The sequence below is a fragment of the Pseudarthrobacter adonitolis genome, assembly GCF_055412845.1.
On record NZ_JBVAYW010000043.1, the window covers coordinates 1 to 5,448 of the forward strand.

The 5,448-nt window shown below is 60.4% G+C and carries 5 protein-coding genes and 1 pseudogene; 1 reads left to right on the forward strand and 5 read right to left on the reverse strand.

Annotated elements, in window-relative coordinates; genetic code table 11:
* Positions 1-114 precede the first annotated feature (114 nt).
* Positions 115-471 (forward strand): annotated as a pseudogene (locus ACZYZ4_RS19240) (thioesterase domain-containing protein); the annotation flags it as partial.
* Between the two features lie 179 nt (positions 472-650).
* Here the strand turns inward: ACZYZ4_RS19240 and ACZYZ4_RS19245 are convergent.
* The 5 genes from ACZYZ4_RS19245 to ACZYZ4_RS19265 form a co-directional block, all read right to left on the reverse strand.
* Entirely contained in the window at positions 651-1,037 is a 387-nt protein-coding gene (locus ACZYZ4_RS19245) for a VOC family protein (RefSeq protein WP_463863379.1), read from the reverse strand.
* A 483-nt stretch (positions 1,038-1,520) separates the two neighbouring features.
* Positions 1,521-1,775, reverse strand: coding sequence for a VOC family protein (locus ACZYZ4_RS19250; RefSeq protein ID WP_463863380.1), 255 nt, complete (start codon positions 1,773-1,775; stop codon positions 1,521-1,523).
* Positions 1,776-1,790: 15 nt separating this feature from the next.
* Positions 1,791-3,062, reverse strand: coding sequence for a diaminopimelate decarboxylase (gene lysA, locus ACZYZ4_RS19255; protein ID WP_463863381.1), 1,272 nt, complete (start codon positions 3,060-3,062; stop codon positions 1,791-1,793).
* Positions 3,063-3,246: 184 nt separating this feature from the next.
* Complete coding sequence (locus ACZYZ4_RS19260; protein WP_463863382.1) at positions 3,247-3,897, reverse strand: LysE family translocator; 651 nt, start codon at positions 3,895-3,897, stop codon at positions 3,247-3,249.
* Positions 3,894-5,084 carry a SidA/IucD/PvdA family monooxygenase gene (locus tag ACZYZ4_RS19265; RefSeq protein ID WP_463863383.1) on the reverse strand — a complete coding sequence of 397 codons (1,191 nt, stop codon included), beginning with the start codon at positions 5,082-5,084 and terminating at the stop codon, positions 3,894-3,896. Before ACZYZ4_RS19265 ends, ACZYZ4_RS19260 begins: the two co-directional genes overlap by 4 nt.
* Positions 5,085-5,448: the final 364 nt, after the last annotated feature.

The following is a 5,448-nucleotide window of genomic DNA, read 5'->3' on the forward strand; positions in this document are numbered from 1 at the left end:
CAACTAGCGACCGGGCTTCCGGCGTGCATCTGTTTTGCCTGCATCACGCCGGCGGAACCACCGCGAGTTTCGCGGCCTGGCGCTTTTCCGGCGTCCACGTCACGAAGCTGGGCTATCGGGGGGGAGAGACTTCGGGTCTGTCGCTGGAGCCGCAGATGTCCTTGCCGAGCGGATGGAAGCGTCGCCGTCGCCCGGCTTGCGCTCTACGGCCACAGCATGGGGGCGATCCTTGCGTTCGAGGTGGCTCTTCGGCTCCAGGACGCCGGCCGGGTGGAACACGTCTTCCTGGCGGCCGCTCGTCCGCCATTTGAAGCGCCCGACGGCGGTGCTGCCGCCCCCTCGGTAGCACCTGCCGCAGCTCGCGCTTCCGCTTTATCCGCCTTCTCCGGTGAGCTGTCCGAGCGTGCCCGTGAAGTCCTGCTCGAGGACCTTGCACTGTTGGCGACGTATCCGGGCAGGCCTCCGGAGGGGCAGTTGAGGGCCCCGGCCACCATTCTTTACAGCAATGACGATCCGGGGGTGCCTGCCATCGACTCCGTGGGCTGGGCATCCTGGTGTTCCGCAGAACCCCGGCTGGTGGAGGTTCCCTTTGTCCCGCTCATCCAGGATCCTAGCCTCGCGCCAACCACATCAAACCCGGCAACTGGGAATCATGCAGCACCCGATCCATACGGACGCGTGATCGCCTCGAGGAAATGTCCGTCAGGATCCGCGAAGTAGACGCCGCGTCCGCCGTCGTTGTGGTTGATCTGCTGTGGGCGGGACCGTCCCGGGTCTGCCCAGTAGGGGATGCCCTCGGCCTGGATCCTTGCGAAGATTCCGTCGAAGTCCTCCTCGCTGACCAGGAAGGCGTAGTGCTGCGGGGAGATGGGTCGGTCCGCCGTGGCGAAATCGAGGGTTACTCCATGGTCAAGGGGTACGGTCATGAAAGACCACATAGGTTGGGGTTCCGGCAGCCCGAGTACGTTGGCCAGGAACTTCGCCGAACGGCGCTTGTCTGTTGCGTGGACGATGGTGTGGTTAAAAGTGACCGTCATGGTGGCCTCCTTGGGTGTGGTTGTAAGACACCATCTGACGTCCAGCCCCCTTCAGATTTCAAGAGCGTGCGCTACATCCTTGGAACCTTTCATTGGGCCAGCCTCAGCAACGGGGAACAATAGCGCTCAGGGCACAAACTGGCTCGCCACGCTGAAACCACAAGTCCGATAGATGAGCCGTATATGGCGCACCGTTAATGGCCGACCCACGCAGAAGCCACAAACCGCCGCGGAGAGGAAGTCAGAGACGCAATGCCCGCCGCCGAATCTTGGCTGCGCCGGATAGGACTCCTCGAAAACTATGTCTCGTAAATCAAAAGTTTTTCGAGACACGGACGTCGTGTCGTGGAGGATCGAAGAAATCTGTGAATCGCAGCGATAAGTGGCGGCATTTTCGCAGCGCTAAATGTCACCCCTTGTGCCCGTAAGCCGATCGACTTACGGGCGGACGCCGGGGGGCGATGCCGCTACGAGGTGGCCGCGTCAGCTGATCCGCTCAGCCAGGGCCACGGTGATTCCCTCTGGACCGCGCACGTAGGCCATGCGCCAGGCAGCCTCATACGGGCCGATGCCACCGACCAGCCCGTATCCATCCGCGGCCAGCCGATCGACGTGCGCCTGAAGATCATCGACTTCGAAGGACAAACTGCGCAGCCCGAGTTCGTTGGCCATGGCGGCGGGCGATCCCGGCTCGGGGTCTGGCCGGACGAAGCTGCCGTTCCCAGGGTCATAGGACATGCCCGCGTGCGTACTTCAATGGGAACCGTCCTCAAGGGCAAGTAGATCGTCGATGCTTTGCCGTCGCCGGATCAGCCGAACATCGCCTCGGTCTATCAGCACTTCAGGGGCGAGCGGACGGGAGTTGTAGTTGGATGACATGCTCGCCCCATAGGCACCTGCGTCATGGAAGACTACGAGGTCTCCGACGGTGACGTCCGGCAGGCCGATTTGGCGGACCTCACCATTCTCAGCCTGGGTGAAGACGTCTCCGGATTCGCACAGTGGGCCGGCAAGCACCACGTCCTGGATACCATCGGCGCGAGGGAGGCCCTCGAGATCCAGTGCAGTCACTGCGTGGTTGCTGCCATAGAGGGCTGGACGCATGAGATCGTTGAATCCAGCATCCACAAGGACGAAGCGGTTCCCGCCCATGGGTTTGCACGCGCGTACCTCGGCTGCAAGAATGCCGGCACCTGCGACGAGAAAACGTCCCGGTTCGATTTCCAGTCGCACAGGGTGCCCCAAATGCGCGACCAAGTCATTTCGGGCAGCATTCCACAGACTGAAGTAGTGATCGGTATCAAGATCGGGTTCTCCCGGTGTGTACGGTACTGACAGTCCGCCCCCGGCAGAGATGGCACGCACGTCGCGGCCGCTCTTCTTCACCTGGTGAACCATCGCATCGCACACTTGCTCCAAGTGTGCATAGTCCACCCCGGAACCAATGTGCATATGCAGCCCGACCAAGTCGAGGCTGTAGCGATCAACCAGGTCGAGACTCTCGGCGAGGTGTTCGTGCCAAATGCCGTGCTTGCTGTTTTCCCCACCCGTGTTGGTTTTGCGGCTGTGACCGTGACCGAATCCAGGATTGACTCTGATCCAGACGGCATGCCCTGGCGAAGCGTTGCCTATCTGTTCGAGCATTTGAGGTGAGCCTGCGTTCACGGGCACGCCCAATTCAACGATCCGCCGAAGAGTCGACCGGTCCAGGAGATCAGCGGTGAACACGATCGGCTCGTGCTCGCCGTCCACGGTGTACCCGGCTTTCAGCGCGCGTTCGATCTCGCCGAGCGACACTGCATCCACCAATACGCCGTGCTCTCTCATCAGGCGCAGGATGTGCGTGTTGGAGCACGACTTCTGGGCGAAACGGATCACATCAAACTGGCGCAGGCGCTCAATCTGAGCGCGGATGCTCTCAGCGTCATAGATCCACACCGGCGTGCCGTGTCGCTGCGCAATGTCGGCGATGGCTTCCCCGGTGAAAGGGGCAAGTGTTCGAGCGGGGTATGGAGATTCGTTCATAGTCCAGGGTCTTTCATCTTGTGGGAACGTTTACCAGTGCCCGGAAGTGTATAGCCTGGGCTCTCTGACTGGAGAAGTATCGCTCTGCTCTGCCAGCAGACGTCCGGGTTCCGAAACTAACGTCTTGAGGCTGAGAGTTGGTGCGGAGCATTGGATGGGCTCTTTCGACGCAGGTGTCCCCCATTCAGGTCGTAGGCATGAGAATCAGGGCAGCAAGCCCTGTAAATGCAAGAGCACAGACAGTGTCCATGATTTTCGAGAAGTTTTTGGACTTCATCGTGGACCCGAGCCGCGCGGCGGCGAGCACGATGATTGCCTCCCACACGATGGCAAGCCCTATGAAGACGGCTGAAAGCAAGAGCAATTGCATGGAAACGTTGGAGGCATTCCCAAGGAATTGCGGGAAGAAGGCGACGAAGAAGAGAAGAACCTTGGGGTTGGTCACGTTGGTCAGGAGACCCTGGGCAAATGGGGAGGACTCCTTTGTCGCCTTGGCCGGGCCGGATGTGGTGTTCTCGCTGCCAGTGTGCCCTTCCTTTGTTTTCCGGAACGCAGCCAGCAGGCTCATAGTGGCCAGGTAGATCAGGTAGGCCGCTCCCAGGATCTTCAGCGCCATGATGGCGAAGGGAAGTTGGGAGATGAGCAGGCCGATGCCCGAGATCATGAGCAGGGCTTGAACAGCGTTGCCCAGGTGAATGCCGGCCAATGCCCGAATGCCTGCGCCTACGCCCTTGCTGAGGGATAGGCGGAGCAGGAGGAATACATCCGAACCGGGCACGAGAATCACGATGGCCGAGGTCGCCACGAAGGCGAGCAGGATGGAGAAATCGATCATACCGTCACCACCCCAGCAATCGCTCCGTCGTTGTCTTCCTTCGGGAGCATGCCCGACAGGACACGGTCTGACAAGAGGCCGAGCGAGCTGAGATTGGGGAAGCCAGGGCCTTGGCGCAGAGCCGCCAGGTTCGGAACGAAGATCTTCGCTGGGTACCCCGCGAGTGACAGGTCGTGTTCGATACGTTTTTCCAGGGAAGCCGCCGTTAGCTCTGCTTCACAGCGCATCGCGATATCCGCCCTCAGCGTCGGGGTCAGCAGATTCAGGAACCAAAGGGGGTTACCGCCCCGCGCGTCAATGACGACGTCCGTTTCAACGGACGTCAGGGAGTTCGTTGTCGGATTGTGGATTTCGGCCACGAGGGTACCGTTCGTTGTTGTCACGGCACTTACGCGTCCCTGGAGATGGCGATGAATTCCATGCGAAGAGATCAGGCTTTGCACATCCTGGGAGAAAACGGCCCGGTCTGTACGTCGGATGAAGTCACGGCGTTGCGCTTCCGACAGTGCAGTCCACCGTTCGGGGTTGCTGTAGAAACGGTTTTCCAGATAGGACTCGCCTCTGGAGTAAATCGTCTCGGTCGGAGACACCACCACAATATCGGCGGGGTGCGCCCGCTCGACAATGCACCGGGTGATTGATGCGGCCGTTTCACCTGACCCAATGATGACCACACGTTTGTCGTAGTAGCGCTCTTCCTTCGCCCGGTCCATCCAGAACTCCCCTACACTCACGCACTCCGGGGCGAGCTTGCAGTCGCTGCCGCCGAAACCCGTGAACATGATGGCGTCACTAACCACAGGTTCCGACCCCGCAACGGCGACCTCGAAGCGTTCGCCGTCTGTCCGATCAATGGACAACACTTCTCCATGCACGACCGCGACGTTGGATTCCACCACGACCCAATCCATGTAGGCTGCCCATTCCTTGTGTGTCGGGCTCGGGCCGCCCCGGTCAGTCCACTTGGCGAATCTTCCGGTCCTTACAAGGTACGCAGACCAGCTCAGATCGAACATGGCAAGGTTTACGGGGTGTAGGGCAGGAAAGACCTCAGTATCGTAGGGGAACCCTAGGTCCTTGAACGAGCTCGTCCCGAGAGACTGCCGGCCGTCCGTCCAGCCCCCGGATCGCCGCCAGTTGTGCGCGATTCTTCCGGCTTCGACGATCTGGACGTCGGGGGCTTCCATGCCAAGGCCCCGCAGAACTTGGGCTTTCGCGGCAACGGCGACCCCCTTAGGGCCACCGCCAATGATGCAAAGCTGTTGTCGTGCCAAAAGAAGTTCACTTCCGTCGATGGGGTATCCAGACCTGTTGAGAAAGGTCTGCAGAGGCGCCTTTGCAGAGCACTTCCAGTGTCCGAAAAGCAACGATAGTCCAACGTCTTTAGTTTCCGCAGGTCAACACTGAAGGTTACGTTCAGTGGCGTAATGGCCCTGGTGAACCGTGCCGGGTTTGATGCCGCTTCCTTTTTTGTGAAGGATTGCGATTATGCCCAAGCGATACCCCCAGGATCAGCGTGAGCGTGCCGTGCGGATGGTCCTGGACCATCTC

Excerpts from the sequence above, each read along its gene's own strand:
- ACZYZ4_RS19250 (WP_463863380.1), bottom strand. The coding sequence starts at position 1,775 with ATGTCCTATGACCCTGGGAACGGCAGCTTCGTCCGGCCAGACCCCGAG.
- ACZYZ4_RS19245 (WP_463863379.1), bottom strand. The coding sequence starts at position 1,037 with ATGACGGTCACTTTTAACCACACCATCGTCCACGCAACAGACAAGCGC.
- ACZYZ4_RS19265 (WP_463863383.1), bottom strand. The coding sequence starts at position 5,084 with ATGGAAGCCCCCGACGTCCAGATCGTCGAAGCCGGAAGAATCGCGCAC.
- lysA (WP_463863381.1), bottom strand. The coding sequence starts at position 3,062 with ATGAACGAATCTCCATACCCCGCTCGAACACTTGCCCCTTTCACCGGG.
- ACZYZ4_RS19260 (WP_463863382.1), bottom strand. The coding sequence starts at position 3,897 with ATGATCGATTTCTCCATCCTGCTCGCCTTCGTGGCGACCTCGGCCATC.